Source organism: Streptococcus sp. 596553, assembly GCF_900411395.1.
Taxonomy (GTDB): Bacteria; Bacillota; Bacilli; order Lactobacillales; family Streptococcaceae; genus Streptococcus; species Streptococcus mitis_BA.
The window spans coordinates 329,460-355,557 of record NZ_OXCQ01000001.1; the positions used below are offsets into that span (position 1 = coordinate 329,460).

The window sequence follows — 26,098 nt, forward strand, 5'->3', positions numbered from 1 at the left end:
TTCCATTGTATCATAGAAAAGAGAGAAAAACAAAAGACAGAAGTTAGGGAAATTCACTAGGTTGGCGTTTACTTATTAATGAATAAATGATAAAATAAACTTGATAAAAATATCACAAGGAAGCGATTATGAAAAAAGCAATTTTAATGATGACTTTCGGTTCGCCAGAAGAGATTACTTTTGAAGGTGTGGCTGATTTTTTCACAAATATTCGTCGTGGAGTGAGACCTCAAGACCACGAAATTCAAACTCTCTACGATAATTATGTACGAATTGGAGGCACGCCTCTGCAAAGAATTACTCGTGAAGAGGTTGCCTTGGTAGAAGCTAGGCTAGGAAATGAATATAGTGTCTATTTTGCCAATAAGTTTTCCAGTCCCTTTATTCCAGATGTAATTGGTCAGATGGAAGCAGACGGCATTGAGCAGTGTATTTGCCTGATTTTGGAGCCTCATTATTCTTTTTACTCTGTCATGGGTTATGAGAAATTTTTAGAAAGCAAGCAAATTCAATTTTTGGTCATTAAGGACTGGTATCAGGAAGAAGCGCTATTAAATTATTGGGCAGATGAAATTGCTAAGATTTTAAAAGAAGAAGTAAAGCAGGATAGCTTTAAAGTCATCTTTTCTGCCCATAGTGTGCCCATTTTTGCCTTGGATTTTGGCGATCCTTATATCGATCAAATTTTTGAAAATAGCAAGTTAGTCGCTGAAAAACTAGGTTTGAGTTCCGAGCAATATACAAATACCTGGCAAAGTGAGAGTGATATTGGGATTCCATGGATTAAGCCAGATGTATTAGAATATCTCAGAGAACAGACAGAACATCCAGACCATTATATTTTTGTTCCAATTAGCTTTATCAGTGAGCACATTGAAGTCTTGTTTGATAATGATGTGGAATGTTATGACTTGTGTCAGGAATTGGGTGTCAACTACCATCGTCCACCAATGCCAAATACAGATTCTCGTTTGATTGATACCTTGGTCAACACAGTCAGAGCTAATGAACATCAGGAGTTTAAGGAATTTCTTCCAGAAGAAGAAACCTTTGATGAATTGGTTCCTTCAGACGAGACGAAAAACATTTTGGCCGAATCTCAAGATTTACAAATGCCTGAATTTGTGAAAAAACTGATTGAGAAAAAAGGTCGGGAGAATGTCAAGATGCCTTATCTTATCAAGAAGATGCTAGAAAAAGCAGGCAAGTTACCCAAAGAGTAAAGAAAAAAGGATTTAGCTTTGTGCTAGATCCTTTTAAACGATTATTTTTTCTCAAGAAGAGCTTTGATTTCTTGAAGGACTTCCAATTCGGTTGGTTTTTTTTCGTCAGTTTTTTCTTCCTTTATACCAGTCAGTTTCTGTGCTTTTTCAATACCCTTGATAATAAAGAAGAGGGCGGTACCGACAAAGATAAAATTGATAATAGCACTTAAAAAGTTACCATAGCCGACTCCATGCCAAGACAGTTGAGCGATACGTTCGACTTTAGCAGCTTTCAAAGCGGGATTTAAAATAAGAGGAGTGATAATGTCGTTTACAAGTGAAGTAACGATAGCACCAAAAGCAGAGGCAATGACAACACCGACAGCAAGGTCAATAACATTTCCTCGAAGCAAGAATGATTTTAGATTTTTTAACATATTGTTTTCCTTTCAACGTTTCGTGTTTCATTGTATCCTAAATCATTATAGAAGGCAATTAAAAGGCTCATAAATGGAGCATTATTTTCTAAAAATATAGATCTTGCTCAAGATATAATTGATGATAATAATGAGTATTTGTGCAATTATTGTTTCAATAGTATTTATCTTATCAATGTCTTCATTTACAAATTGCCCTATGATATGAGGGAATTGAGTCACAAACAGAAAAGTAAATAGTAAATCTAACAGAAAAGTAGAAAGGCGAGCAAGAGAAAATTTCACTAAACGAATAAGCCGATTCTTCCTTGCTTGCTTAAATACAATCGTATCATTTGTGATAAAGGCAAATAGGATACCAATACTATTTGCTAGGGCAGTAGCAAGAAGTTCCTGATGACTTAGTTGATAAATGACCAATCGCGAGAGAATCGAAACTAGAGTTGTTGTAAGGCCAAAAAAGAGATAGGCTAAGATTTCATTGTTAAAAATTTTTTGAATAGGAATTTTCATGCTTTAAGTATAGCATAAAGCAGGCTATTGTGCTATACTAGTAAGGTTGATTCAAGCAACCCTTGGTGCTTAGCTTCTTTCACCAAGCATATTTTACGCGGATAACCGCCAAAGGAGAAAAGATGAAAAAATTAACTATTCGTGATGTTGCAGATATTGCAATCGTCGCTGCTATCTATGTCGTTTTGACTGTCACACCGCCTCTAAATGCCATTAGCTATGGTGCTTATCAGTTCCGTATTTCAGAAATGATGAACTTTATGGCTTTTTACAATCCCAAGTACATCATCGGAGTTACTATCGGTTGTATGATTGCTAATTTCTTTAGCTTCGGACTGCTAGATGTCTTTGTTGGTGGCGGATCAACCTTGGTATTCCTCAGTTTAGGTGTTTGGCTTTTTGCAAAATACAGCAAGGATTACCTCTTTAACGGATTGATTCGAAAAGATCATTTCTTCTTTTCAATCCTCTTTTCAATTTCCATGTTTACTATCGCTGCAGAGTTAAATATTGTAGCAGAATTACCATTTTTCCTTACTTGGTTTACAACAGGGATCGGTGAATTTGCCTCATTGATTATTGGAGCGATTATTATCGGTAAAATTGGTCGTCGAATTGATTTAAGCAAATAGAAGAAGACAAGCTAGGTAGCCTTTACCTGGCTTTTTCTTATAGAAAATTTCTAAGGAAACTTGACAAGCTTTTCTGATTATAGTATACTTTTTAAGTAAGCTGATTTAGCTCAGTTGGCAGAGCGCATCCATGGTAAGGATGAGGTCGCCGGTTCAATCCCGGCAATTAGCATGAAATAAACAGAAAAGCCCTTGATTTACAAGGGTTTTTGTTATGTCTGCCCTAAATCTTTCAAAGATATTTCTTATTAAGCTGTGTAAATAAAACTAATACTTAATGAAAATCAAAGAGCAAACTAGGAAGCTAGCCACAGGTTTCAAAGCACTGCTTTGAGGTTGTAGATGAAACTGACGAAGTCAGTAAGCATACATACAGTAAGACGATGCTGACGAAGTTTGAAGAGATTTTCGAAGAGTATAAAGAGTTTCGTCTGTTGACAAAAGTCATTCTCTTTAGTAGAATAGAATATGCGATGAGTCGATAGGTAGTCCTCGGACTACTATTGAGCATAAGGAGGTCATAACGCAGGAGCGGACCTTGATGAGTTGTGTGAACCTGCTCATCACATGAAGATGCCTCTTAGTCCCTGGTCTAGCGACTGGGGATTTTTATTTTTCAAAAAATGATGAAAAAGCTTTGCAATTCATGGAAAAAGTAGTATAATACTTCTATTATAGAAATTTTTAGAAAATTCCGAAAGAGGTTATTTATGGGATATACAGTTGCTGTAGTCGGCGCGACAGGTGCTGTCGGTGCTCAGATGATAAAAATGTTGGAAGAATCAACACTTCCAATTGATAAAATTCGTTTACTTGCTTCTGCACGTTCAGCAGGTAAGACTTTGAAATTTAAAGACCAAGATATTACGATTGAAGAAACGACTGAAACTGCTTTTGAAGGAGTTGATATTGCTCTCTTTTCAGCAGGTGGTTCTACATCAGCTAAGTATGCACCATACGCAGTGAAAGCTGGCGCAGTAGTAGTAGATAATACATCTTACTTCCGTCAAAATCCAGATGTTCCTTTGGTTGTTCCAGAGGTCAATGCTCACGCACTTGATGCCCACAACGGGATTATTGCTTGCCCTAACTGTTCAACAATCCAAATGATGGTGGCTCTTGAGCCAGTTCGCCAAAAATGGGGCTTGGACCGTATCATTGTTTCAACTTATCAAGCCGTTTCAGGTGCTGGTATGGGAGCAATTCTTGAGACACAACGTGAGCTTCGTGAGGTCTTGAATGACGGAGTGAAACCACGTGATTTGCATGCCGAAATCTTGCCTTCAGGTGGTGACAAGAAACACTATCCTATCGCCTTTAACGCTCTTCCACAAATCGATGTCTTCACTGACAATGATTACACATACGAAGAGATGAAGATGACCAAGGAAACTAAGAAAATCATGGAAGATGATAGCATTGCAGTATCTGCAACATGTGTGCGTATTCCAGTCTTGTCAGCTCACTCTGAGTCTGTTTACATCGAAACAAAAGAAGTGGCTCCAATAGAAGAAGTCAAAGCAGCTATCGCAGCCTTCCCAGGCGCTGTTCTTGAAGATGATGTAGCTCATCAAATCTATCCGCAAGCCATCAATGCAGTTGGTTCACGTGATACCTTTGTTGGTCGTATCCGTAAAGACTTGGATGCAGAAAAAGGAATTCACATGTGGGTTGTTTCAGATAACCTTCTCAAAGGTGCTGCTTGGAACTCAGTTCAGATTGCTGAAACTTTGCACGAACGTGGATTGGTTCGTCCAACAGCTGAATTGAAATTTGAATTAAAATAGTCATATAATTTAGGAGTTCAGATGAACTCCTTCTTTGAAATAGAGAGGTGTTTTCATGTCTTATAAAGATTTAAAAGAGTGTAAAATCATCACAGCCTTTATTACCCCCTTTCACGAGGATGGTTCCATCAACTTTGATGCTATTCCAGCCTTGATTGAGCATTTGTTGGCGCATCATACTGACGGAATTCTTCTTGCAGGGACCACTGCTGAGAGTCCAACCTTGACCCACGATGAGGAGTTGGAACTGTTTGCGGCTGTACAAAAGATTGTCAATGGACGAGTTCCTTTGATTGCGGGTGTAGGTACCAATGATACGCGTGACTCTATCGAGTTTGTCAAAGAAGTAGCAGAATTTGGTGGCTTTGCTGCTGGACTTGCAATCGTCCCTTACTACAATAAACCTTCTCAAGAAGGAATGTACCAGCACTTTAAAGCTATTGCAGACGCTTCTGACTTACCTATTATCATTTATAATATTCCAGGTCGTGTGGTTGTGGAATTGACTCCAGAAACCATGCTTCGCTTGGCTGACCATCCAAATATCATTGGTGTTAAGGAATGTACCAGTCTTGCCAATATGGCTTACTTGATTGAGCATAAGCCAGAAGAGTTCTTGGTCTATACAGGTGAAGATGGAGATGCTTTCCATGCCATGAACCTTGGTGCGGATGGGGTTATCTCTGTTGCCTCTCATACAAATGGTGATGAAATGCACGAGATGTTTACTGCCATTGCAGAAAGCGATATGAAGAAAGCCGCAGCTATTCAACGTAAATTCATTCCTAAGGTCAATGCCCTCTTCTCTTATCCAAGTCCTGCTCCAGTTAAGGCAGTTTTGAACTACATGGGATTTGAAGCTGGACCAACTCGTCTACCTCTTGTTCCAGCACCAGAAGAAGATGCTAAACGCATTATCAAGGTTGTCGTAGATGGCGACTACGAAGCAACCAAGGCAACTGTAACAGGGGTTTTAAGACCAGATTACTAATAAGACAATAAAATCCATGACCGCAAGAACGATCATGGATTTTTCTTATTTTCCTAAACAGAATTGGCTAAAGAGTTGGGTGATGAGTTCATCAGGAGCAGCATCCCCAGTAATTTCTCCGAGGATTTCCCAAGTACGAGTCAAATCAACTTGAAGTAAATCAACTGGCATCCCCAGTTCAAGACCTTCGTTTACAGCTTGTAGGCTTTCAACTGCTTTCTCAATTAAGGAAATGTGACGGGCATTTGACAAGTAGGTAGCATCTTGCTCAACTAAGCCAGCATTTTCAAAGAAGAGGTTGTTAATTCTCTCTTCAATCTTATCGATATTTTGGTTTTTAAGGACTGAAATACGAATAACGTCTTCAGGTAGTTCCGAAGCTTCAATCGCTTCTGGCAGGTCGGTTTTATTAAGAAGAATAATACGGTTTGTATCTTGGCTAATCTCAAGAAGTTGTTGGTCTTGGGCGGTTAGTGGTTCACTGGCATTTAGCACCAGTAGAACCAAGTCGGCTTCCTTGAGGGCTTTTTTCGAACGCTCAACACCTATTTGTTCCACGATGTCATCCGTTTCACGAATACCGGCCGTGTCAATCAATTTTAGAGGAACACCGTTGATGTTGACGTATTCTTCTATGACATCACGTGTGGTACCAGCAATGTCTGTAACGATAGCCTTGTCCTCACGCAAGAGATTGTTGAGGAGGCTAGATTTCCCAACGTTGGGACGTCCGATGATGGCAGTGGAAATTCCTTCACGAAGGATTTTACCGCGACGGGCTGTCCTAAGGAGATTGGTTAGCAATTGCTCAAACTCCCTAGTCTTCTCACGGACAACAGCAGTAGTGGCTTCTTCAACATCGTCATACTCAGGATAGTCGATATTAACCTCAACTTGGGCAAGTGTGTTAAGGATTTCTTGACGGGTATTGTTAATCAGGTCAGAAAGGGAACCATCTAGTTGTTTGACCGCAATGTTCATGGCTTTATCTGTCTTAGCACGGATGATATCCATCACGGCCTCAGCCTGTGTCAAGTCTACGCGACCGTTTAAAAAAGCACGTTTGGTAAATTCACCAGGTTCTGCCAACCGAGCTCCTTCACGGATAGCTAGCTGGAGAATCTCATTGGTTACCGCAATTCCACCGTGGGTGTTAATCTCGATAATATCCTCACGGGTGAAGGTCTTTGGAGACTTCATAGCTCCAACCATAACCTCGTCCATGACCTTCCCTGTCTGAGGGTCAACAATATGACCGTAGTTGAGAGTGTGGCTAGCAACCTGACTCAAGTCTTTTCCTTTAAAAATCTTTTGCGCAATAGCAAAACTGTCTGTTCCGCTCAGGCGGACAATACCAATAGCCCCTTCACCTAGGGGAGTAGAGATAGCAGCGATGGTATCAAATTCACGTGTAATCATAATGTTTCCTTTAATAAATAGATCTTTTATTGGAAATTTTTCCAAGTCTCTTTTCAAATTGTAACAAATTTAGGCTATTTCTTCAATGGATGCTACTTGGAGATTGAAAAAGCCTAAGCAATTCTGCTTAAGCTAGCTTATTTGGTGCGCATTTCCCCTTGTGGGAAGTAAGTTCCTTCTGGCATGTCGTTGATGATGACATGGACAGCAGATTGAGGGGCTCCAGTGTTACGGACAACCGCTTCCGTTACTTCCTTAGCAAGAGCCTTCTTTTGCTCGAGCGTGCGTCCTTCAAATAAATCGATGCGTACAAATGGCATAATATCTTCCTCCACTAGTTTTGATTTCTTCTATTTTACCATATTTTGCCGTTTAAAGCTTCAGAAAATTATGATATACTAGGATGTAGCAAAAATTTAGAAATGGACGTGAAGCAAGAAACATGGCACAGTTGTATTATCGTTATGGGACCATGAACTCTGGTAAGACGATTGAGATTCTCAAAGTGGCCTATAACTATGAGGAGCAAGGAAAAGGTGTTGTAATTATGACCTCGGCTCTGGATACGCGTGACGGTGTTGGCTATGTGTCGAGTCGAATTGGCATGAAACGCCCTGCCATTGCGATTGAGGAAACGACGGATATCTTTGGATTTATCCGAGATTTACCTGAGAAACCATACTGTGTTTTGGTCGATGAAGCCCAGTTTCTCAAACGTCATCATGTTTATGACCTAGCTCGTGTTGTAGACGAGTTAGACATACCCGTTATGGCATTTGGTTTGAAAAACGACTTTCGCAATGAACTATTCGAAGGTTCCAAGTATCTCTTGCTTTTATCAGACAAGATCGACGAAATCAAGACCATCTGTCAGTATTGCAAGAAAAAGGCGACTATGGTTTTGCGAACACAGGATGGACTGCCCGTTTATGATGGTGAGCAGATTCAAATAGGTGGCAATGAAACCTATATCTCAGTTTGCCGTAAACATTATTTTGCCCCTGAAATCAATAAGGAGAATGAAGAAAAATGAACATCTATGATCAACTACAAGCTGTAGAAGACCGTTATGAAGAATTAGGAGAGTTGCTCAGTGACCCAGATGTGGTTTCGGACACTAAGCGTTTCATGGAACTTTCGAAAGAAGAGGCTTCTACTCGCGATACGGTAACAGCCTACCGTGAGTACAAACAAGTCCTTCAAAACATCGTTGACGCTGAAGAGATGATTAAGGAATCAGGCGGAGATGCGGACTTGGAAGAAATGGCCAAGCAAGAGCTCAAAGATGCCAAGGCTGAAAAAGAAGAATACGAAGAAAAACTGAAAATCTTGCTCCTTCCTAAAGATCCAAACGATGACAAGAACATCATCCTTGAAATCCGTGGAGCAGCTGGTGGAGACGAAGCAGCACTTTTCGCTGGAGACCTTCTAACCATGTACCAAAAGTATGCGGAAGCCCAAGGTTGGCGTTTTGAAGTCATGGAAGCCTCTATAAATGGCGTCGGTGGTTTCAAAGAAGTGGTTGCCATGGTTTCTGGTCAGTCTGTATACTCTAAGCTTAAGTACGAATCAGGTGCCCACCGTGTGCAACGTGTCCCTGTGACAGAAAGCCAAGGTCGCGTACATACTTCGACAGCGACAGTTCTTGTCATGCCTGAAGTGGAAGAAGTAGAATACGATATTGATCCAAAAGACCTTCGTGTTGATATTTACCACGCATCAGGTGCTGGTGGACAGAACGTCAACAAGGTTGCAACTGCCGTTCGTATCGTTCACTTGCCAACCAATATCAAGGTTGAGATGCAGGAAGAACGTACCCAGCAGAAGAACCGTGAGAAGGCTATGAAGATTATCCGTGCGCGTGTTGCTGACCACTTTGCTCAGATTGCACAAGATGAACAAGACGCTGAGCGTAAGTCGACAATTGGTACTGGGGACCGTTCAGAACGTATCCGTACTTATAATTTCCCACAAAACCGTGTGACTGACCACCGTATCGGCTTGACCCTCCAAAAACTAGATACTATTTTGTCTGGTAAATTGGATGAGGTTGTGGATGCCTTGGTGCTTTATGACCAAACACAAAAATTAGAAGAATTAAACAAATAATGAAATTAGCTCAATTATTTTCAGATTTTGAAGAAGAATTGATAAGAAAAGGAGAGGAAGCAGAAAGCCTCTCTTTTGTCTATCGTAGCCTGAAAAATCTCTCTTTTACGGACTTTGTCTTTGCTCTGCATCAGGAAGTGACGGAAGAGGAAGAAGTATTTGTAAAAGGAATTTTCCAACAGTTAGCAGCTCATAAACCAGCCCAGTATATCATCGGACAGGCAGATTTTTATGGAATGCAGTTAAAAGTTGATGAGCGAGTATTGATCCCTCGTCCAGAGACAGAGGAATTGGTTGAGCTTATCCTAGCTGAAAATCCTGAGACGAATTTTTCAGTTCTGGATATTGGAACAGGTAGTGGAGCTATTGCTATCGCCTTAGCAAAAAACAGACCAGATTGGTCAGTGACAGCAGCAGATATTTCCCAAGATGCTTTAGATGTATCCAGCGAAAATGCTAAAAATCAAAATCTTCAAATATTTTTAAAAAAATCTGACTGTTTTACAGAAATTTCTGAAAAATATGATATAATTGTTTCCAATCCACCCTATATCTCTCGTGAAGATGAGTCAGAGGTCGGCTTGAATGTTTTGCATTCGGAGCCTCATCTAGCTCTATTTGCAGATGAGGATGGCCTAGCTATTTACCGTAGAATTGCGGAAGATGCAAAAGACTATCTCAAAGATGGTGGTAAGATTTACCTTGAAATTGGATACAAGCAAGGTCAAAGTGTTCCTGAACTTTTTAGGAAACATCTTCCTGAAAAGCGAGTACGAACACTCAAGGACCAATTTGGTCAAGATAGGATGGTCGTGGTTGATGATGGACAGGATTAGACAAGAGTTGGAAAAGGGCGGAGCAGTCGTTCTGCCTACAGAGACGGTTTATGGTCTTTTTGCCAAGGCGCTAGACGAAAAAGCAGTTGACCATGTTTACCAGCTCAAACGTCGTCCTAGAGACAAGGCACTCAATCTCAATATTGCCTCTTTAGAGAATATCTTGCACTTTTCAAAGAATCAGCCAACTTATCTACAAAAACTTGTCGAGACCTTTTTACCAGGTCCCTTGACCATTATCCTTGAAGCCAATGACCGAGTTCCCTATTGGGTCAATTCTGACCTTTCAACTGTTGGATTTCGGATGCCCAGTCACCCTATCACACTGGATTTAATTCGAGAGACAGGTCCTTTGATTGGGCCGTCTGCCAATATCTCAGGTCAGGCAAGTGGAGTAACCTTTGAACAAATTCTGAAGGATTTTGACCAAGAGGTTCTGGGTCTAGAAGACGATGCTTTTCTAACTGGACAGGATTCAACTATTTTGGATTTGTCTGGAGACAAGGTGAAAATCTTACGCCAAGGGGCCATTAAGCGAGAAGATATTCTTGCTCGGTTGCCAGAGATTTTTTTTGAGGAGGCATGAAATGCTAAGAAATTTGCAAGAAACAGATGTGAAAGCGATATGTGACATAAATCAAGAGGCTTTGGGTTATTCTTTTAGTCCAGAGGACACAGCTCGTCAACTAGCTAGATTATCTAAGGATTCACATCATTTCCTACTTGCTTATGAGGATGAAGCTAGTCATGCCTTGCTTGGATATGTCCACGCTGAGGTCTATGAATCACTTTATTCTAAAGCAGGATTTAATATTTTAGCCTTAGCAGTTTCACCTCAAGCGCAAGGTCAAGGTATTGGTAAAAGCTTGCTAAAAGGGTTGGAAGAAGAAGCAAAAAGACGTGGTTCTGGGTTTATTCGCTTAAACTCTGCCGATCATCGTCTGGGGGCTCATGCATTTTATGAAAAAGTTGGTTATACTTGTGATAAAATGCAGAAACGGTTTATTCGCATCTTTTAGTTTGATTTTCTAATAAGAAAATGAAACTAATGGACTAGTCACACAATAAAAGGAGAAGACCTATGATTTTTGACAAAGATGATTTTAAAGCATACGATGCTGATCTCTGGAATGCTATTGCCAAAGAAGAAGAACGACAACAAAACAACATTGAGTTGATTGCTTCGGAAAACGTAGTTTCCAAGGCTGTTATGGCAGCTCAAGGGTCTATCTTGACGAATAAATACGCCGAAGGCTACCCAGGCCATCGTTATTATGGTGGAACGGATGTGGTAGACGTGGTAGAAAGTCTAGCTATTGAACGTGCAAAAGAAATTTTCGGCGCTAAATTCGCTAATGTCCAACCTCACTCAGGAAGCCAAGCCAACTGTGCATCTTACATGGCCTTAATTGAGCCAGGTGATACCGTTATGGGGATGGATTTGGCAGCAGGTGGACACTTGACCCACGGAGCTCCAGTTAGCTTCTCAGGTCAAACCTACAACTTTGTTTCTTATAGTGTGGATCCTGAAACAGAACTCTTGGACTTTGATGCTATCTTGAAACAAGCCCAAGAAGTAAAACCAAAACTGATTGTAGCTGGTGCGTCAGCCTATTCTCAAATTATCGACTTTTCAAAATTCCGTGAAATTGCGGACGCTGTTGGGGCTAAACTCATGGTAGATATGGCTCATATCGCTGGTTTGGTTGCTGCTGGTCTACATCCTAGCCCAGTGCCATACGCTCACATCACGACAACAACGACCCACAAAACCCTTCGTGGACCTCGTGGTGGTTTGATTTTGACCAATGATGAAGACTTAGCTAAGAAAATCAATTCAGCTATTTTCCCTGGTATTCAGGGTGGTCCTTTGGAGCACGTTGTGGCGGCTAAAGCTGTTTCTTTCAAAGAAGTCTTAGATCCAGCTTTCAAGGAATATGCTACCAATGTCATCAAGAACAGCAAGGCTATGGTAGATGTCTTCTTGCAAGATTCTGATTTCCGTATCATTTCTGGCGGGACTGAAAACCATCTCTTCCTAGTGGATGTGACTAAAGTTGTAGAAAATGGAAAAGTTGCTCAAAACTTGCTGGATGAAGTCAATATTACCCTAAATAAAAACTCAATTCCTTACGAAACCTTGTCCCCATTCAAGACAAGTGGGATTCGTATCGGATCTGCAGCCATCACTGCACGTGGATTTGGTGAAGAAGAAAGTCGCAAAGTGGCTGAATTGATCATTAAAACCCTTAAGAATGCAGGAAATGAGGCTGTATTAGAAGAAGTGAGAAGTGCAGTCAAAGAATTGACAGATGCCTTCCCATTATACGAGGACTAATACTTTTATGGACATTTATATTAAGAAAGCCATTATCCATCAGTTCAGTTCGGATGATACCGAGCTGTTCCTAGCGGATAAGTTTCTCAATATTACTCCAAAAATCGAAGAATACCTGCGGAAAAAAATTGAACGTGTGTATTCAGATGAAGCCAAGACTGGGATTTTCGAGGAAGAAAATCCCTTCTTCAATCACATCACAGACGATTTGTTGGAGACATCAGTAAAGCTGGCTAATCTCTGGAAAGAGGAGTTCAGCATTTCAGAAAATCTCAAGACCAATGACTTGATTTTTGTGCAATTTTCTAAAGAAGGTGTAGAACATTTCGCTTTTTTGCGAATTGCCCTGCGCGAGACCTTGACCCACCTCGGTGGAGAAGTGGATAATCCAATCAAGCTAACTCAGAATAATCTGCCTGGATTTGGAACAGGTGCTGATGAGGCCTTAGTGATTAATCTTCAGAGTCGCAAGTACCATCTGATTGAAAAACGAATCAAGTACAATGGAACTTTCTTGAACTATTTTTCAGATAATCTTCTTGCTGTCGCTCCTAAGATTTCACCCAAGAAATCCATCAAGGAACTGGAAAAAACAGCCCAGAGAATTGCTGAATCTTTTAACACAGATGACTTTCAATTTCAATCCAAGGTCAAATCAGCGATTTTCAACAACTTAGAAGAAAGCAATGAATTGTCGCCTGAGAAATTGGCCAACGACCTTTTTGACAATAATCTGACTGCTCGTTTGAGTTTTATTGACCAAGTCAAAGAAGCCGTACCAGAACCAGTTCAGTTCGATGAAATTGATGCCAGCCGCCAGTTAAAGAAATTTGAAAACCAAAAACTCTCCTTGTCAAATGGAATTGAGCTCATCGTTCCCAATAACGTCTATCAAGACGCCGAGTCTGTTGAGTTTATCCAAAACGACAATGGAACTTACTCTATCTTAATCAAAAATATCGAGGATATTCAAAGTAAATAATGTTTAAACGAATTCGAAGAGTGCTTGTACTGGCAGTCTTCCTTTTTGCTGGCTATAAAGCTTACCGCGTTCACCAAGATGTCAAACAAGTCATGACCTATCAACCCATGGTGAGAGAAATCTTGAGTGAAAAAGACACCCCAGCAAACGAAGAGCTTGTGCTCGCTATGATTTATACCGAAACAAAAGGAAAAGAAGGCGACGTCATGCAGTCTAGTGAGTCTGCCAGTGGTTCCACCAACACCATAAATGATAACGCCTCTAGCATTCGGCAAGGCGTTCAAACTCTGACAGACAATCTCTATCTGGCCCAGAAGAAGGATGTAGATGTCTGGACTGCTGTTCAAGCCTATAATTTTGGACCTGCCTATATCGATTTTATCGCCCAAAATGGCAAGGAAAATACCTTGGCTCTGGCCAAACAGTACTCTCGTGAGACTGTTGCTCCCTTGCTTGGCAATACCACTGGAAAGACTTATAGTTATATTCACCCCATTTCCATTTTCCATGGAGCCGAACTCTATGTAAATGGAGGAAATTATTACTATTCTAGACAGGTGCAACTCAACCTTTACATCATCAAATGTTTCACTCTCTTTTCGACATCTGGCTAGTCCAGATGTTTTTGTTATAAGTTTTCTTTAAGATAGATATATTACTCTAGAAAGGTAAAGGAGGAAAATCCCTATGAGAAAGAAACTCTTTCTGACCAGTGCTGCGGTCTTGTGGGCAGTAACAGCTATGAATAGCGCCCATGCAGCAACAGATGTTCAAAAAGTTATCGATGAAACCTACGTCCAACCTGAATATGTCCTAGGTTCATCATTGTCAGAAGACCAAAAAAATCAAACCCTTAAAAAACTAGGCTACAATGCCTCAACAGACACCAAAGAACTCAAGACCATGACACCTGATGTCTATTCTAAAATCATGAATGTGGCCAATGACTCTAGTTTACAGTTGTATTCATCAGCCAAGATTCAAAAGCTAGGTGACAAATCGCCACTTGAGGTCAAGATTGAAACACCAGAAAACATCACTAAGGTGACGCAGGATATGTACCGCAATGCAGCAGTAACCTTGGGTGTGGAACACGCCAAAATCACTGTAGCAGCACCCATTCCAGTTACAGGTGAGAGTGCCTTAGCCGGGATTTACTATTCGCTGGAAGCTAATGGAGCCAAGGTGCCACAAGCTAACAAAGATTTGGCTCAAGAAGAGCTAAAGGCTTTGTCCGATATCAATGCTGAAAACAAGGACAAAACAGGCTATGATGCTAATAAATTAAACGTTGCCTTAGCAGATATTAAGTCAGGACTCGCCAAAGCTAAAGAAAGTAAGGGAAATCTGACAGAAGAAGATGTCCGCAAGATTGTTGAAGATACCTTGAAAAATTACAAACTTGATCAGGTCATAACAGGAAACCAGATCAATATCATCATCAATTTTGCTTTAAATCTCTCAAAAAGTGATATCCTCAGCAATGCAGACTTCACTAAAACCCTAAATGACCTTAAACAAAGTATCGTATCACAAGCTGGTGACAGTTTTAAAAATATCAACCTTAACTTTGATGCTGATAAGGCGCTAGAGGACGGCGGGAACTTTTTAAGCTCCCTCTGGCAAGCCATTGCCAACTTCTTCAAGAGTTTTGGTTCTTAAGAAATTTCATGGTATAATAGATGGTAACCGTAACGTTGCCGTCTTTTTTGTCGGCTAATAGAAAGAGAAGAGAATGTTAAAGAAAAATGACATTGTAGAAGTTGAAATTGTTGACTTGACCCATGAAGGCGCAGGAGTTGCCAAGGTAGATGGTTTGGTCTTTTTTGTAGAGAATGCTTTACCGAGTGAAAAAATCCTCATGCGTGTCCTCAAGGTTAATAAAAAGATTGGTTTTGGGAAGGTTGAAGAATACCTTGTCCAGTCACCACACCGTAATCAAGATCTAGATTTGGCTTACCTGCGTTCAGGAATCGCGGATTTAGGTCATCTTGCCTATCCAGAACAGCTCAAGTTTAAAACCAAGCAAGTCAAGGACAGTCTTTACAAGATTGCTGGAATTACGGATGTAGAGGTTGCTGAGACGCTTGGTATGGAAAATCCAATCAAGTACCGCAACAAGGCACAGGTCCCTGTCCGTAGAGTGAATGGTATCTTGGAAACAGGATTTTTCCGTAAGAATTCCCACGACCTCATGCCTTTGGAAGATTTCTTTATCCAAGATCCTGTGATTGACGAGCTAGTAGTAACCCTACGCGACTTGCTCCGCCGTTATGATTTGAAGCCTTATGATGAAAAGGAACAAGCTGGCTTGATTCGAAACATTGTGGTGCGTCGCGGACACTATTCAGGTCAAATCATGGTTATTTTGGTAACAACTCGTCCCAAAGTTTTTCGTGTGGAGCAATTGATTGAACAACTAATCAAACAGTTCCCAGAGATTGTGTCTGTTATGCAAAATATCAATGACCAAAACACCAATGCGATTTTTGGTAAGGAATGGCGCACCCTTTATGGACAAGACTTTATCACTGACCAGATGTTGGGAAATGACTACCAAATCGCTGGACCTGCTTTTTACCAAGTCAATACTGAAATGGCTGAAAAACTTTATCAAACAGCCATTGACTTTGCTGAATTAAAAGAAGATGATGTGGTCATTGATGCCTATTCTGGTATTGGGACGATTGGGCTCTCTGTTGCGAAACACGTTAATGAAGTTTATGGTGTTGAAGTGATTCCAGAAGCGGTTGAGAATAGCAAAAAGAATGCTCAGCTGAACAATATTTCAAACGCCAACTATGTCTGTGATACAGCTGAAAATGCCATGAAAAATTGGCTCAAAGATGGGATTCAACCAACCGTTATCTTGGTTGATCCTCCACGCAAGGGCTTAACCGAAAGCTTTATCAAGGCAAGCGCTCAAACAGGAGCAGACTGCATCGCCTATATCTCCTGCAATGTCGCTACTATGGCGCGTGATATTAAACTCTACCAAGAGTTAGGATACGTGTTGAAGAAAGTCCAGCCGGTGGATCTTTTTCCTCAGACGCATCACGTCGAATGTGTAAGTTTGTTAGAGAAACGTAGTTAATCCTCAAAAGGTTCCCCAAACCTTTTGAGTTCCGCAGACTTACCATGTTGAGGCAGTATCACTGCTTGTACAAGCTGAGGTATCAGCGAAGTAGAAGTAAATGTTCTCCCATTCGATAGGACTCGTAGAATGAAGAGGAAAACCGACGAAACGATACGGTAAGTCCGAAACGCTCAGTGTGTAAGCTTGTTGCTAAAAGCGTAAAAACCTTTGAACGAAAGGAATAATAGACTTTCTGCGAAACAAAATATAATACAATAAAACTATGAATTCTGAAGCAAGTCAGCAATTAAGCGATAGCCGTTTCAAGAGCCTTGTAGGTGTTCAGCGCACGACTTTTGAAGAGATGTTAGCTGTGTTAAAAACAGCTTATCAACGTAAACGCGCAAAAGGTGGACGAAAACCCAAATTAAGCCTAGACTATCTCCTCAAGGTAACTATTCAATACATGCGAGAATAGCGCACTTATGAACAAATTGCGGCTGATTTTGGCATTCACGAAAGCAACTTAATCCATCGGAGTCAATGGGTTGAAGCAACTCTTATTCAAAATGGTTTTACGATTTCAAATTCTGCCCTAATTATAAAAAACAGTAAAATTCGAAGGATTGTAAGGTAAGAGTTTTTTTCTTTCTGAAAAAATGGTATAATAGCAATCAAAACTAGAAAATAAAACGGAATTTGGAACAGATTTGTCTGTATCCTAGTAGAGTGGTGATACTATGAAGATTAGTAAGAGGCACTTATTAAATTATTCCATCTTGATTCCCTACTTGCTTTTATCTATTTTGGGCTTGATTGTGGTCTATTCGACCACCAGCGCTATTTTAATTGAAGAAGGCAAGAGCGCCTTGCAATTGGTTCGAAACCAAGGAATCTTTTGGATTGTTAGTTTGATACTGATTGCCTTAATTTATAAATTGAGACTAGATTTTTTGAGAAATGAGCGACTAATCATTTTAGTTATATTGATAGAAATGGTTTTATTGTTTTTGGCTCGTTTTATTGGTATTTCCGTAAACGGGGCATACGGTTGGATTTCGGTTGCAGGAGTAACTATTCAGCCAGCTGAGTACTTAAAAATCATTATTATTTGGTATTTGGCTCACCGATTCTCCAAACAGCAAGAAGAAATAGCTATTTATGATTTTCAAGTTTTGACTCAAAATCAATGGCTTCCCCGTGCTTTTAATGATTGGCGATTCGTTCTCCTAGTTCTGATTGGAAGTTTGGGAATTTTCCCTGATTTAGGAAATGCAACTATCTTAGTCTTGGTTTCCTTGATTATGTATACAGTTAGCGGAATCGCTTATCGCTGGTTTTCAACCATTCTGGCGCTCGTATCTGCCGCTTCTGTCTTTGTCTTGACCACTATCAGCCTTATCGGTGTTGAGACCTTTTCAAAAATTCCAGTATTTGGCTATGTAGCCAAGCGCTTTAGTGCCTTTTTTAATCCTTTTGCCGATCGTGCTGATGCGGGTCACCAGTTATCTAATTCTTATTTTGCCATGGTCAATGGCGGTTGGTTTGGTCTAGGTCTTGGAAACTCGATTGAAAAACGAGGTTATTTACCAGAAGCTCATACAGACTTTGTCTTTTCTATCGTGATTGAAGAATTTGGCTTTGTTGGTGCCAGTCTTATTTTAGCTCTCTTGTTTTTCATGATTTTGCGGATTATCTTGGTCGGTATCCGAGCGGAGAATCCTTTCAATGCCATGGTTGCACTCGGTGTCGGAGGGATGATGTTGGTTCAGGTATTTGTCAATATCGGAGGGATTTCGGGCTTGATTCCATCTACAGGAGTAACCTTTCCCTTCTTATCCCAGGGTGGAAATAGTCTTCTAGTCTTATCAGTGGCAGTGGCCTTTGTCTTAAATATTGACGCCAGTGAAAAACGCGCTAAGTTGTACCGAGAATTGGAAAATCAAACAATGAACCTTCTGTGAAGTAGAATAAAGAAAGGATAGTCTATGTCTCTTCAAAAATTAGAAAATTATAGTAATAAAAGTGTTGTGCAAGAAGAAGTCTTGATTCTAACAGAATTGCTGGAAGATATTACTAAAAATATGCTTGCCCCAGAGACCTTTGAAAAAATCATGCAGTTGAAAGAATTATCAACGCAGGAAGATTATCAAGGTCTAAACCGTCTAGTGACTAGCTTATCAAATGATGAAATGGTCTATATTTCACGCTATTTTTCAATCTTACCTCTTTTGATTAATATTTCAGAGGATGTGGATTTAGCTTATGAAATCAATCATCAAAATAATATTGATCAGGACTATTTAGGTAAATTATCAACAACGATCAAAATGGTTGCTGAAAAAGAAAATGCCGTTGAAATTCTTGAACACTTGAATGTTGTCCCTGTTTTGACAGCCCATCCAACACAAGTGCAACGCAAAAGTATGTTGGATTTAACAAATCATATTCATAGTCTTTTACGTAAATACCGTGATGTTAAGTTGGGGTTGATCAATAAAGAAAAATGGCACAATGATTTGCGTCGTTACATCGAAATCATCATGCAGACAGACATGATTCGTGAGAAAAAATTAAAAGTGACTAACGAAATCACGAATGCTATGGAATATTACAACAGCTCCTTTTTGAAAGCTGTACCTCACTTGACGACGGAGTATAAGCGCTTAGCGCAAGCCCATGGTCTGAATTTAAAACAGGCTAAACCAATCACCATGGGTATGTGGATAGGTGGTGACCGTGATGGAAATCCATTTGTTACAGCAGAGACCTTGAAGCAGTCTGCACTCACTCAGTGTGAAGTCATCATGAACTACTACGATGAAAAGATTTACCAACTTTATCGTGAATTTTCTCTTTCAACTAGTATTGTCAATGTAAGTAAGCAAGTCAGAGAAATGGCTCGTCAGTCTAAGGATAATTCGATTTACCGCGAAAAAGAGCTTTACCGTCGTGCCTTGTTTGATATTCAATCAAAAATTCAGGCAACTAAAACCTATCTGATTGAGGATAAGGAAGTTGGGCCTCGTTATGAAACAGCCAATGATTTTTACAAGGATTTGATTGCCATTCGAGATTCTCTACTAGAAAATAAGGGAGAGTCCTTGATTTCAGGTGATTTTGTGGAATTATTGCAGGCAGTAGAGATATTTGGTTTTTACCTAGCATCAATTGATATGCGACAAGACTCTAGCGTCTATGAAGCCTGTGTGGCAGAACTCTTGAAATCAGCAGGAATTCATTCTCGCTATAGCGAGTTGAGCGAAGAAGAAAAGTGTGACCTTCTCTTGAAAGAATTAGAAGAAGATCCCCGAATTCTTTCTGCGACTCACGCAGAAAAATCAGAATTATTAGCAAAAGAACTAGCTATTTTTAAGACGGCTCGTGTTTTGAAAGATAAGTTGGGAGATGATGTCATCCGTCAGACCATCATTTCACATGCAACCAGCCTTTCTGATATGCTAGAATTAGCTATTCTATTAAAAGAAGTAGGACTGGTGGATACGGAAAGGGCGCGTGTTCAGATTGTTCCCCTTTTTGAAACAATTGAAGACTTGGATCATTCAGAGGAAACAATGAGACAATATCTTTCTCTTAGCCTTGCCAAAAAATGGATTGCCTCACGCAACAACTACCAAGAAATCATGCTTGGCTACTCTGACAGTAATAAAGATGGCGGTTACTTGTCATCATGTTGGACCCTCTACAAGGCTCAACAACAATTGACTGCTATTGGAGATGAATTTGGCGTTAAGGTTACCTTCTTCCATGGTCGTGGTGGTACTGTCGGTCGTGGTGGTGGACCAACCTATGAAGCTATCACATCTCAACCGCTCAAGTCTATCAAGGATCGTATCCGCTTGACGGAGCAGGGTGAAGTAATTGGTAATAAATACGGTAACAAAGATGCTGCCTACTATAACCTTGAAATGCTAGTATCGGCAGCCATTAACCGTATGATTACTCAGAAGAAGAGCGATACCAATACCTCAAATCGTTATGAAGCTATTATGGATCAAGTAGTGGACCGTAGTTACGATATCTACCGTGATTTGGTCTTTGGTAATGAGCATTTCTATGATTATTTCTTTGAGTCAAGTCCAATCAAGGCTATTTCAAGTTTTAATATTGGTTCTCGTCCAGCCGCTCGTAAGACGATTACTGAAATCGGTGGTTTGCGTGCCATCCCTTGGGTATTCTCATGGTCACAGAGTCGTGTTATGTTCCCTGGATGGTACGGGGTTGGTTCAAGCTTCAAGGAATTTATCGATAAAAATCCAGAGAATATTGCTATCTTACGAGATATGTACCAAAATTGGCCTTTCTTCCAATCGCTTCTTTCAAATGTTGATATGGTTTTGTCAAAATCAAATATGAATATTGCTTTTGAATATGCTAAACTTTGTGAAGATGAGCAAGTTAAGGCCATCTATGAGACTATTTTAAATGAATGGCAAATTACTAAGAACGTTATCTTGGCTATTGAAGGACATGACGAACTCTTAGCTGACAATCCATATCTAAAAGCTAGTCTGGATTACCGTATGCCTTACTTTAATATTCTCAACTATATTCAGTTAGAGTTGATTAAACGCCAACGTCGTGGAGAATTGTCAAGTGATCAAGAACGATTGATTCATATCACCATCAACGGAATTGCGACAGGATTGCGTAATTCAGGTTGATAATTTTCAAGAGTGAATATCAAAAAAATTCTAATAGACTATTGACAAGTAGTTTAAAAATGATATAATTTAACCATTCAGAAAAGTAATCGTACAAACTTTCAAGAGAGTCTGTGGTAGCTGAAAACAGATAAGTGATGATGATGAAAATTGGGCTGAATGTTATTTAGAATTTGAAATCATAAAAATTCGGTGAGCACACCTTACAGTGCATCTCGTTATTGCGAGACAGAGCGATAGGGAAATTCCCTATAATTGAGGTGGTACCGCGCATCGACGTCCTCACACAAGTTTTTTGTGTGAGGACTTTTTTGGTGGAGGTTAGTATGGAAAGAAAACGATGGCGTCGCTTGTTTATACTCAATGAAAATCAAAGTACAAACTAGGAAGCTAGCCGCAAGCTGCTCAAAACACTGTTTTGAGGTTGTGGATAGAACTGACAGAGTCAGTATCATATACCTACGGCAAGGCGACGCTGACGTGGTTTGAAGAGATTTTCGAAGAGTATTAGATAAGTGAAGTATTTTAAAGGAAATAAAAAGGAGAAATAGAATGAAAAATAAACGTTTAATTGGAATTATTGCTGCATTAGCAGTCTTAGTAGCAGGAAGCTTGATTTACTCTTCAATGAATAAACCAGAAGCTAAGAATGAGAAGAAAGTTGCCAAAGTTGGTGTTCTTCAGTTTGTGAGCCATCCATCTCTTGATTTGATTTATAAAGGGATCCAAGATGGACTTGCAGAAGAAGGATATAAAGATGATCAAGTTAAAATCGATTTTATGAACTCAGAAGGTGACCAAAGTAAGGTTGCGACAATGAGTAAACAATTGGTTGCAAATGGCAATGACCTTGTGGTTGGTATTGCAACACCAGCAGCTCAAGGACTGGCTAGTGCCACAAAAGACCTACCGGTCATCATGGCCGCTATTACTGACCCAATCGGTGCTAACTTGGTTAAAGATTTGAAAAAACCAGGTGGCAACATTACAGGGGTATCTGACCACAATCCAGCTCAACAACAAGTTGAACTCATCAAGGCTCTAACACCAAATGTGAAAACAATCGGAGCTCTTTACTCAAGTAGCGAAGACAATTCAAAAACACAGGTCGAAGAATTTAAGGCTTATGCTGAAAAAGCAGGTTTGACAGTGGAAACATTTGCAGTTCCTTCAACAAATGAAATTGCCTCAACTGTCACTGTTATGACTAGCAAGGTCGATGCTATTTGGGTTCCAATTGATAACACCATTGCATCAGGATTTCCAACGGTTGTCTCTAGCAATCAAAGTTCTAAGAAACCAATTTATCCAAGTGCGACAGCTATGGTAGAAGTAGGTGGTTTGGCATCAGTTGTAGTTGACCAACATGACCTTGGTGTGGCAACTGGTAAAATGATTGCGCAAGTCTTGAAAGGTGCAAAACCAGCCGATACCCCAGTCAATGTCTTTTCAACTGGTAAGTCAGTCATCAATAAAAAAATAGCACAAGAACTAGGTATTACGATTCCTGAGTCTGTTCTCAAAGAAGCAGGACAAGTCATCGAATAAATAAGGTAGGGAGGAGGAGACTCTTCCCATTTTTTAAAAAGATGAATATAGAAAGGATTAAATAAAATATGATTGTTTCCATTATTTCTCAAGGATTTGTCTGGGCTATTCTAGGTCTGGGAATCTTTATGACATTTAGGATTTTAAACTTTCCAGATATGACGACAGAAGGTTCCTTCCCTCTTGGCGGAGCTGTTGCTGTCACTCTGATAACCAAAGGCGTGAACCCTTTTTTAGCGACACTACTTGCTGTAGGAGCAGGTTGTTTGGCTGGAATGGTAGCAGGACTTCTTTATACAAAAGGGAAGATTCCAACCTTGCTCTCAGGGATTTTGGTGATGACTTCTTGTCACTCAATCATGCTCTTGATTATGGGACGTGCGAATTTAGGCCTGCTTGGAACCAAGCAAATCCAGGATGCCTTGCCTTTTGATTCAGATTTGAATCAACTCTTGACAGGTCTTATCTTTGTCAGTCTTGTTATTGCTCTCATGCTCTTTTTCTTGGATACCAAACTCGGACAAGCCTATATTGCTACAGGTGACAATCCTGATATGGCTAGAAGTTTCGGGATTCATACTGGACGCATGGAGCTCATGGGCTTGGTCTTATCAAATGGTGTGATCGCCCTTGCAGGTGCCCTCATTGCCCAGCAAGAAGGCTATGCTGATGTGTCTCGAGGAATCGGGGTTATCGTTGTGGGGCTTGCAAGTTTGATTATTGGAGAAGTTATCTTTAAGAGCTTGAGCTTGGCAGAGCGTTTGGTTACCATTGTTGTCGGTTCTATCGCCTATCAATTCTTAGTGTGGGCAGTTATCGCATTTGGCTTTAATACAAGTTACCTTCGTCTATATAGTGCAGTGATTTTAGCAGTCTGTCTCATGATTCCAACATTTAAGCAAACAATCTTGAAAGGAGCCAAGTTAAGCAAATGACAGCCATTGTAGAATTAAAAAATGCAACCAAAGTCGTTAAAAATGGCTTTGATGAAGAAAAGATTATTTTAAATGATGTTTCCTTAGAAATTTTTGAACAGGATTTCATCACGATTTTAGGTGGAAATGGTGCTGGGAAATCAACCCTCTTTAACACTATTGCAGGAACCTTATCACTAACCAGTGGAACCATCCGTATTTTAGGTGAAGATGTTACCAAGTTTTCACCAGAGAAGCGGGCTAAGTATCTGTCTCGAGTCTTCCAAGATCCCAAGATGGGAACAGCTCCTCGTATGACAGTCGCTGAAAATCTCCTGATTGCCAAGTTTCGTGGTAAAAAGCGTGGACTATTTCCACGACGCTTGACTAGCTATAAGGATGAGTTTCAGGCAACTATTGAAAAAGTGGGAAACGGTCTTGAGAAACACTTGAATACACCGATTGAGTTCTTATCAGGTGGTCAAAGACAAGCCTTGAGTCTCTTGATGGCAACCTTGAAGCGTCCTGAATTGCTCTTGTTAGACGAGCATACTGCAGCTCTTGATCCAAAGACCAGTGTCGCACTCATGGAATTGACGGATGAATTTGTCAAGAAAGACCAGCTGACAGCCCTTATGATTACCCATCATATGGAAGATGCTCTCAAATATGGTAATCGCTTAATTGTCATGAAAGAAGGACGAATTATCCAAGATTTGAACCAAGAAGAAAAAGCAAAAATGAAAATCTCTGATTATTATCAGCTCTTTGAATAAAGTAGGGAAAATGAGTGAAATGGTTTACTTTTTTTCTGAAATAAAGTATACTATATAAAGTAAACTATGATAACATGGAGGTATTGTGTATGGTTGACAAACAAGTCATTGAAGAAATCAAAAACAATGCCAACATTGTGGAAGTCATAGGAGATGTGATTTCTTTACAAAAGGCAGGACGGAACTATCTAGGGCTCTGTCCTTTTCATGGTGAAAAAACACCTTCTTTCAACGTTGTAGAGGACAAGCAGTTTTACCACTGTTTTGGTTGTGGCCGCTCAGGTGATGTCTTTAAGTTCATCGAGGAGTACCAAGGGGTTCCCTTTATGGAGGCTGTGCAGATTTTAGGTCAGCGTGTTGGGATTGAGGTGGAAAAACCGCTTTATAGTGAGCAGAAGCCAGCTTCACCCCACCAAGCTCTTTATGATATGCATGAAGATGCAGCCAAATTTTACCATGCTATTCTCATGACAACGACCATGGGGGAAGAGGCCAGAAACTACCTCTATCAGCGTGGTTTGACAGATGAAGTCCTCAAACATTTTCGGATTGGTTTAGCACCTCCAGAACGAAACTATCTCTATCAACGTTTGTCTGGTCAGTATCGTGATGAGGATTTTCTAGATTCAGGACTGTTTTATCTCTCGGATGCTAATCAATTTGTAGATACCTTTCACAATCGGATCATGTTTCCCCTGACAAATGATCAGGGAAAGGTCATTGCCTTCTCAGGTCGTATCTGGCAGAAAACGGATTCACAAACTTCTAAGTATAAAAATAGCCGATCGACTGCAATTTTTAACAAAAGTTACGAATTATATCATATGGATAGGGCTAAAAAATCTTCTGGAAAAGCCAGTGAGATTTACCTCATGGAAGGATTCATGGATGTCATTGCAGCCTATCGGGCTGGAATCGAAAATGCTGTAGCGTCTATGGGAACGGCCTTAAGTCGTGAGCATGTTGAGCATCTGAAAAGGTTAACCAAGAAGTTGGTTCTTGTTTACGATGGCGATAAGGCTGGGCAAGCTGCGACATTGAAAGCACTGGATGAAATTGGTGATATGCCTGTGCAAATCGTCAGCATGCCTGATAACTTGGATCCAGATGAGTATCTACAAAAAAATGGTCCGGAAGACTTGGCCTATCTATTAACGAAAACTCGTATTAGTCCGATTGAGTTCTACATTCACCAGTACAAGCCTGAAAATAGTGAAAATCTGCAGGCTCAGATTGAGTTTATTGAAAAAATAGCTCCCTTGATTGTTCGAGAAAAGTCTATTACTGCTCAAAACAGCTATATTCATATTTTAGCTGACAGTCTGGCGTCCTTTGATTATGCTCAGATTGAGCAGATTGTTAATGAAAGCCGCCAGGCGCAAAGGCAGAATCGCATGGAAGGGATTTCCAGACCGACGCCAATCACCATGCCTGTCACCAAGCAGTTATCGGCTATTATGAGGGCAGAAGCCCATCTACTTTATCGGATGATGGAATTTCCTCTTGTTTTGAACGATTACCGTTTGCGAGAAGACTTTGCATTTGACACACCTGAATTTCAGGTCTTATATGACTTGCTTGGCCAGTATGGCAATCTTCCTCCAGAAGTTTTAGCAGAACAGACAGAGGAAGTTGAAAGAGCTTGGTACCAAGTCTTAGCTCAGGATTTGCCTGTTGAGATGTCACCGCAGGAACTTAGTGAAGTAGAGTTGACTCGAAACAAGGCTCTCTTGAATCAGGACAATATGAGAATCAAAAAGAAGGTGCAGGAAGCTAGCCATGTAGGAGATACAGATACAGCCCTAGAAGAATTGGAACGTTTAATTTCCCAAAAGAGAAGAATGGAGTAA

General features: G+C 40.3%; 25 protein-coding genes, 1 tRNA gene, 1 pseudogene, 1 riboswitch and 1 other annotated feature. Of the genes and pseudogenes, 23 read left to right on the forward strand and 4 right to left on the reverse strand.

What is annotated here, in order from left to right:
• Nucleotides 1-128: 128 nt before the first annotated feature.
• Nucleotides 129-1,223, forward strand: coding sequence for a ferrochelatase (gene hemH / locus DSY56_RS01650; protein ID WP_112443644.1), 1,095 nt, complete (start codon nucleotides 129-131; stop codon nucleotides 1,221-1,223).
• A gap of 41 nt (nucleotides 1,224-1,264) precedes the next feature.
• On the opposite strand, the gene mscL is transcribed toward hemH, so the two are convergent.
• The gene (gene mscL / locus DSY56_RS01655; RefSeq protein ID WP_000916792.1) at nucleotides 1,265-1,642 is read right to left on the reverse strand and encodes a large conductance mechanosensitive channel protein MscL; all 378 of its coding nucleotides are present in this window, start codon (nucleotides 1,640-1,642) and stop codon (nucleotides 1,265-1,267) included.
• Nucleotides 1,643-1,723: 81 nt separating this feature from the next.
• Complete coding sequence (locus DSY56_RS01660) at nucleotides 1,724-2,155, reverse strand: GtrA family protein (protein WP_112443645.1); 432 nt, start codon at nucleotides 2,153-2,155, stop codon at nucleotides 1,724-1,726.
• Between the two features lie 28 nt (nucleotides 2,156-2,183).
• Nucleotides 2,184-2,280, forward strand: a riboswitch (PreQ1 riboswitch).
• Between DSY56_RS01660 and DSY56_RS01665 the strand changes: the two genes are divergently transcribed.
• From DSY56_RS01665 to dapA, 4 genes are all read left to right on the forward strand, one after another.
• Nucleotides 2,278-2,787, forward strand: coding sequence for a QueT transporter family protein (locus tag DSY56_RS01665; RefSeq protein WP_000737071.1), 510 nt, complete (start codon nucleotides 2,278-2,280; stop codon nucleotides 2,785-2,787). Its footprint overlaps the riboswitch before it by 3 nt.
• Nucleotides 2,788-2,886: 99 nt before the next feature.
• A tRNA-Thr gene (locus DSY56_RS01670) sits at nucleotides 2,887-2,959 on the forward strand.
• Nucleotides 2,960-3,497: 538 nt separating this feature from the next.
• Nucleotides 3,498-4,574, forward strand: a complete 1,077-nt coding sequence (locus DSY56_RS01675; RefSeq protein WP_000542462.1) for an aspartate-semialdehyde dehydrogenase — start codon at nucleotides 3,498-3,500, stop codon at nucleotides 4,572-4,574.
• Nucleotides 4,575-4,629: 55 nt separating this feature from the next.
• Nucleotides 4,630-5,565, forward strand: a complete 936-nt coding sequence (gene dapA, locus DSY56_RS01680) for a 4-hydroxy-tetrahydrodipicolinate synthase (protein ID WP_112443646.1) — start codon at nucleotides 4,630-4,632, stop codon at nucleotides 5,563-5,565.
• Between the two features lie 45 nt (nucleotides 5,566-5,610).
• Here dapA and mnmE read toward each other — a convergent pair whose 3' ends face one another.
• Both mnmE and DSY56_RS01690 read right to left on the reverse strand, forming a co-directional pair.
• Complete coding sequence (mnmE, locus tag DSY56_RS01685; RefSeq protein ID WP_112443647.1) at nucleotides 5,611-6,984, reverse strand: tRNA uridine-5-carboxymethylaminomethyl(34) synthesis GTPase MnmE; 1,374 nt, start codon at nucleotides 6,982-6,984, stop codon at nucleotides 5,611-5,613.
• Between the two features lie 137 nt (nucleotides 6,985-7,121).
• Nucleotides 7,122-7,304, reverse strand: a complete 183-nt coding sequence (locus DSY56_RS01690; RefSeq protein ID WP_001117401.1) for a 4-oxalocrotonate tautomerase — start codon at nucleotides 7,302-7,304, stop codon at nucleotides 7,122-7,124.
• 122 nt (nucleotides 7,305-7,426) lie between these two features.
• Between DSY56_RS01690 and DSY56_RS01695 the strand changes: the two genes are divergently transcribed.
• From DSY56_RS01695 to dnaG, 18 genes and pseudogenes are all read left to right on the forward strand, one after another.
• The gene (locus DSY56_RS01695) at nucleotides 7,427-8,017 is read left to right on the forward strand and encodes a thymidine kinase (RefSeq protein ID WP_112443648.1); all 591 of its coding nucleotides are present in this window, start codon (nucleotides 7,427-7,429) and stop codon (nucleotides 8,015-8,017) included.
• The gene (gene prfA, locus DSY56_RS01700; RefSeq protein WP_004262425.1) at nucleotides 8,014-9,093 is read left to right on the forward strand and encodes a peptide chain release factor 1; all 1,080 of its coding nucleotides are present in this window, start codon (nucleotides 8,014-8,016) and stop codon (nucleotides 9,091-9,093) included. The genes DSY56_RS01695 and prfA overlap by 4 nt, the downstream gene beginning before the upstream one ends.
• Nucleotides 9,093-9,929: a peptide chain release factor N(5)-glutamine methyltransferase gene (gene prmC, locus DSY56_RS01705; protein WP_112443649.1), complete on the forward strand. Its 837-nt coding sequence runs from the start codon at nucleotides 9,093-9,095 to the stop codon at nucleotides 9,927-9,929. Before prfA ends, prmC begins: the two co-directional genes overlap by 1 nt.
• The gene (locus DSY56_RS01710; RefSeq protein WP_200832327.1) at nucleotides 9,913-10,515 is read left to right on the forward strand and encodes an L-threonylcarbamoyladenylate synthase; all 603 of its coding nucleotides are present in this window, start codon (nucleotides 9,913-9,915) and stop codon (nucleotides 10,513-10,515) included. Before prmC ends, DSY56_RS01710 begins: the two co-directional genes overlap by 17 nt.
• A gap of 1 nt (nucleotide 10,516) precedes the next feature.
• Entirely contained in the window at nucleotides 10,517-10,948 is a 432-nt protein-coding gene (locus tag DSY56_RS01715; protein WP_112443651.1) for a GNAT family N-acetyltransferase, read from the forward strand.
• A gap of 62 nt (nucleotides 10,949-11,010) precedes the next feature.
• On the forward strand, nucleotides 11,011-12,267 hold the full coding sequence (gene glyA, locus DSY56_RS01720; protein WP_112443652.1) for a serine hydroxymethyltransferase: 1,257 nt from the start codon (nucleotides 11,011-11,013) through the stop codon (nucleotides 12,265-12,267).
• Between the two features lie 7 nt (nucleotides 12,268-12,274).
• Nucleotides 12,275-13,249, forward strand: a complete 975-nt coding sequence (locus DSY56_RS01725) for a nucleoid-associated protein (protein ID WP_200832329.1) — start codon at nucleotides 12,275-12,277, stop codon at nucleotides 13,247-13,249.
• A complete protein-coding gene (gene pmp23 / locus DSY56_RS01730; RefSeq protein ID WP_061439446.1) occupies nucleotides 13,249-13,863 on the forward strand; it encodes a cell wall hydrolase Pmp23 in 615 nt (204 codons plus the stop codon). Before DSY56_RS01725 ends, pmp23 begins: the two co-directional genes overlap by 1 nt.
• Nucleotides 13,864-13,936: 73 nt before the next feature.
• A complete protein-coding gene (locus DSY56_RS01735; RefSeq protein ID WP_112443654.1) occupies nucleotides 13,937-14,911 on the forward strand; it encodes a DUF1002 domain-containing protein in 975 nt (324 codons plus the stop codon).
• Nucleotides 14,912-14,984: 73 nt separating this feature from the next.
• On the forward strand, nucleotides 14,985-16,343 hold the full coding sequence (rlmD, locus tag DSY56_RS01740) for a 23S rRNA (uracil(1939)-C(5))-methyltransferase RlmD (RefSeq protein WP_112443655.1): 1,359 nt from the start codon (nucleotides 14,985-14,987) through the stop codon (nucleotides 16,341-16,343).
• Nucleotides 16,344-16,608: 265 nt separating this feature from the next.
• A pseudogene (locus DSY56_RS01745) lies at nucleotides 16,609-16,923 on the forward strand (transposase family protein); the annotation flags it as partial.
• Between the two features lie 142 nt (nucleotides 16,924-17,065).
• Complete coding sequence (ftsW, locus tag DSY56_RS01750) at nucleotides 17,066-18,289, forward strand: cell division peptidoglycan polymerase FtsW (protein WP_112443656.1); 1,224 nt, start codon at nucleotides 17,066-17,068, stop codon at nucleotides 18,287-18,289.
• A 24-nt stretch (nucleotides 18,290-18,313) separates the two neighbouring features.
• A complete protein-coding gene (gene ppc / locus DSY56_RS01755; protein WP_112443657.1) occupies nucleotides 18,314-21,010 on the forward strand; it encodes a phosphoenolpyruvate carboxylase in 2,697 nt (898 codons plus the stop codon).
• Nucleotides 21,011-21,079: 69 nt separating this feature from the next.
• Nucleotides 21,080-21,297 (forward strand) — a binding site (T-box leader).
• 76 nt (nucleotides 21,298-21,373) lie between these two features.
• Entirely contained in the window at nucleotides 21,374-21,499 is a 126-nt protein-coding gene (locus tag DSY56_RS12555; RefSeq protein WP_265339861.1) for a hypothetical protein, read from the forward strand.
• Between the two features lie 63 nt (nucleotides 21,500-21,562).
• A complete protein-coding gene (gene trpX / locus DSY56_RS01760) occupies nucleotides 21,563-22,558 on the forward strand; it encodes a tryptophan ABC transporter substrate-binding protein (RefSeq protein WP_050115404.1) in 996 nt (331 codons plus the stop codon).
• 68 nt (nucleotides 22,559-22,626) lie between these two features.
• Nucleotides 22,627-23,493 (forward strand): ABC transporter permease, encoded by an 867-nt coding sequence (locus DSY56_RS01765; RefSeq protein ID WP_112443658.1) that lies wholly within the window; start codon nucleotides 22,627-22,629, stop codon nucleotides 23,491-23,493.
• Nucleotides 23,490-24,248, forward strand: a complete 759-nt coding sequence (locus tag DSY56_RS01770; RefSeq protein ID WP_112443659.1) for an ABC transporter ATP-binding protein — start codon at nucleotides 23,490-23,492, stop codon at nucleotides 24,246-24,248. The genes DSY56_RS01765 and DSY56_RS01770 overlap by 4 nt, the downstream gene beginning before the upstream one ends.
• Before the next feature lie 89 nt (nucleotides 24,249-24,337).
• Nucleotides 24,338-26,098 (forward strand): DNA primase, encoded by a 1,761-nt coding sequence (gene dnaG, locus DSY56_RS01775; protein WP_112443660.1) that lies wholly within the window; start codon nucleotides 24,338-24,340, stop codon nucleotides 26,096-26,098.